Source organism: Paenibacillus sp. A3 (assembly GCF_001399685.1).
Taxonomy (GTDB): domain Bacteria; phylum Bacillota; class Bacilli; order Paenibacillales; family NBRC-103111; genus Paenibacillus_G.
On sequence record NZ_JTHN01000214.1, the window covers coordinates 1 to 3,368 of the forward strand.

2 protein-coding genes are annotated in these 3,368 nt (G+C 58.4%); both read left to right on the plus strand.

Annotated features, from left to right (window positions below; translation table 11 throughout):
• Nucleotides 1–2,381, plus strand: a 2,381-nt coding sequence (locus QJ48_RS28625; RefSeq protein ID WP_157261784.1) for a condensation domain-containing protein, incomplete at its 5' end; no start/stop codon positions are given.
• A 182-nt stretch (nucleotides 2,382–2,563) separates the two neighbouring features.
• Nucleotides 2,564–3,368 (plus strand): condensation domain-containing protein (locus tag QJ48_RS28630; RefSeq protein WP_162238583.1); only part of this gene is annotated, 805 nt, incomplete at its 3' end.

Genomic DNA, 3,368 nt, shown 5'->3' on the forward strand with positions numbered 1-3,368 from the left:
TGGTGCAAGCGGCTGCGGCTAGCGGCGGCGCAGCGGGCGCGAAGCATTATGTAATCGGCGGCGAGGCGCTGACGACGAAAGCCGTGAAGTCGTTCTGGTCGACGTTCGGCGAGCAGGTGAAGCTCACGAACGTGTATGGACCGACGGAGTGCACGGTCGACTCGACGATCTGCGAGGTGGAGCCGCAGCGTATCGCCGAACTGGCGGATACGGTGCCGATCGGGCGGCCGCTGCCGAACCAGAAGGTGTGGATTCTCGACGCGGAGCAGCGGCTTGTGCCGATCGGCGTAGCAGGCGAGCTCCACATCAGCGGAGCGGGCGTAGCGCGCGGCTACAACCGGAGGCCGGAGCTGACGGCGGAGAAGTTCGTGCCGAATTCGCATGAATCCGGTGGACGGATGTACAAGACGGGCGATTTGGCCCGCTGGCTGCCGGACGGAACGATCGAATATATGGGCCGGATTGACCATCAGGTGAAAATCCGGGGGTACCGGATCGAGCTGGGCGAGGTGGAAAGCGGCCTGATGAGCGTCGCTGCGGTCCGGGAAGCGGTAGTGATCGCGCGGGAGAACGAAAGCGGCGAGAAAGATTTGTGCGCGTATTTCGTGGCGGACGAGCCGCTTGCCGCAGTCGAACTCCGTGGCGAGCTGGCGGCGAAGCTGCCGGGGTACATGATCCCGTCGTACTTCGTGCAGGTGGAGCGGATGCCGCTGACGCCGAACGGCAAGCTGGATCGCAAAGCGCTGCCGGCGCCGGAAGGCGGAGTCGAAATGGGCACGGTATACCTGGCGCCGCGGACACCGCTGGAGGCGAAGCTGGCGCAAATCTGGCAGGACGTGCTGAAGCTGCCGAGAGTCGGTATGCAGGACAACTTCTTCGACATCGGCGGACAGTCGCTGCGGGCCACAACGCTGGTAGCGAAAATGCATCAGGAGCTGCAGGTCAAGGTGCCGCTTCGGGACGTGTTCCATTACCCGACGGTCGAGCAGTTGGCTCAGTCCATCGCAGGGATGGAGCAGCAAGCTTACACCTTCATTCCGGCTGCCGGAGAGCGCGAGTACTATCCGGCTTCCTCCGCACAAAAACGGCTGTACATGCTGAGCCATGTGCAGGGCGGAGAGACCAGCTACAACATGCCGGGCGTGATGATGGTCGAAGGGCTTCTTGATCGCCATAGGCTGGAAGACTCGTTCCGCAAGCTGATCGCACGCCATGAAACATTGCGCACCGGCTTTGAAATGGTGGACGGCGAAGTTGTCCAGCGGATTTACAAGGATGTGGAATTTGCCCTTGAGCATGTAAGGGCAACCACGGAAGAAGCGGACGGGCATATCGGCCGGTTCGTACGGCCATTCGATCTGGCGCAGGCGCCGCTGCTGCGGGCAGGCCTGGTCGAGATTGAGCCGGAGCGTCATCTTTTGATGTACGATATGCATCATCTGATTTCGGACGGCGTCTCGGCGGGAATTATCGTACAGGAGCTTGCGCAGCTGTACGAAGGCGAAGAACTGCCGCTGCTTCGGATACAGTACAAGGATTACGCAGTATGGCAGCAGCAGGAGGCGCAGAGCGAACGTTACCTGCGGCGCGAGAACTACTGGCTTGAAACGTTGGCGGGAGAACTGCCCGTGCTCGATCTGCCGATCGCTTACCCGAGGCCTCCGGTGCGAAGCTTCGAAGGCGCGCTGCTCGACTTTGCCGTCGAGCCGGCGGTAGCGGCGACGCTGCACCGGCTAGCGGCGGACACCGGCAGCACCATGTATATGGTGCTTATGGCGGCCTACACGGTCCTGCTCTCCAAGTACAGCGGGCAGGAGGATCTGATCGTCGGCACGCCGGTTGCCGGCCGGTTGTCGGCGGAGCTGGAGCCGCTTATCGGGATGTTCGTCGGAACGTTGGCGATCCGCAATTATCCGCGGAAGGACAGAACGTTCTACGAATACTTGCTGGAGGTCAAGGAGCGTACGCTGCAGGCGTTCGAGCATCAGGACTATCCGTTCGAGGAGCTGGTCGAGAAGCTGAAGGTGAAGCGGGACGCGAGCCGCAATCCGGTGTTTGACACGATGTTTATCGTGCGCAATATGGAAACGCAGGAGGCGAAGCTCGATAAGCTATCCTTCACTCCGTATGGGCAGGACCATACCACGGCCAAATTCGATTTGACCGTGTCGATGAGCGCGGAAGAAGGCGAGATTCGAGGATCATTCGAATATTGCACCAAGCTGTTCGGCAAGAGCGTCATCGAACGGTTGACCGGTGATTTCTTGACGATTTTATCCGAGATCGGCGCGAATCCGGCTCTGGCCATAGGCGAGATCAGCGTATCGGGCAACGCGAAGCCGAGCGCGGATGTACTGGATTCGATCGACTTTGTGTTCTAAATTGTTAGCCGAAACTGCATTTCATGATAAACGCGCCCCGTTTCTACTTGGGCGGGGCCGTTTATCCCGGCTTTACGAGTGTGTGTTACGGAGGAGTCCGCGGCGCACACTCGTAAAGTATTATCCGGCCGTATCCAACCAACCGGTTGCCGGTTGTTCGACATGAAGCAGGAGGGATGCAATTGACAGCCTTATTTGAGAAGGAAAAAGCTTACTGGAGCGGCAAGTTTGAGGGTGAGGATCATATCGCGTGCCTGCCTTACGACCGGGTTGGGTCAGTTTTGAACGGCGAGACCAGCTTAGGCTTCGGAACAGGCGGCTTTCGCACGTATTTCGGCTCGCTGCCCCCGGATTTGTCCCAGAGACTGATGTCCATCACCGGCGGATCGCCGTGGGCTGCGTTTATCGTTCTTTTGGCAGGGGTCAAGAGCTTGCTGCATACGTATACGGGCGAGGAAAATGTGGTAGTTGCCGTACCGACGGTCGCGGACGCGAATCAGGGAGCTCCGTTGATCAACCCGTTGCTTCTTTTGAAAACCAACGTCAATCATCAGACTGCCTTCAAAGCGCTGCTGGCGCAGATTAAATCGTCCGTCAGCGAAGCGATCGAGCATCAAAATTTCCCTTTTTGGAATTACATCGATCAACTGCACGTCCCGCACGATTCGAAGGGTGTTCCCGTCATCCATACGGTCGTTGCGATGAAAAGCCTGTATACGAACGATTACAAGGAACATGCGGCGGCTGAGCTGGAGTTTCAATTTGAACTGGACCAAGGGGCGGTCCGGTTAAATGTATCGTACGATGCGCAGCGCTATCAGGAAGAGACGATTGTCCGGTTTATGAATCGGCTAAATCGTTTTTTTGCTGCGGTTTTGTTCCAGCCGGAGCTTCGGCTTCAGGACGTCGACGTGTTAACGGAGGATGAAAAAGCGCAGATTGTCGGGCAATTCAACGCTTCGGCAGCCGACTATCCGCGGGAGCAGA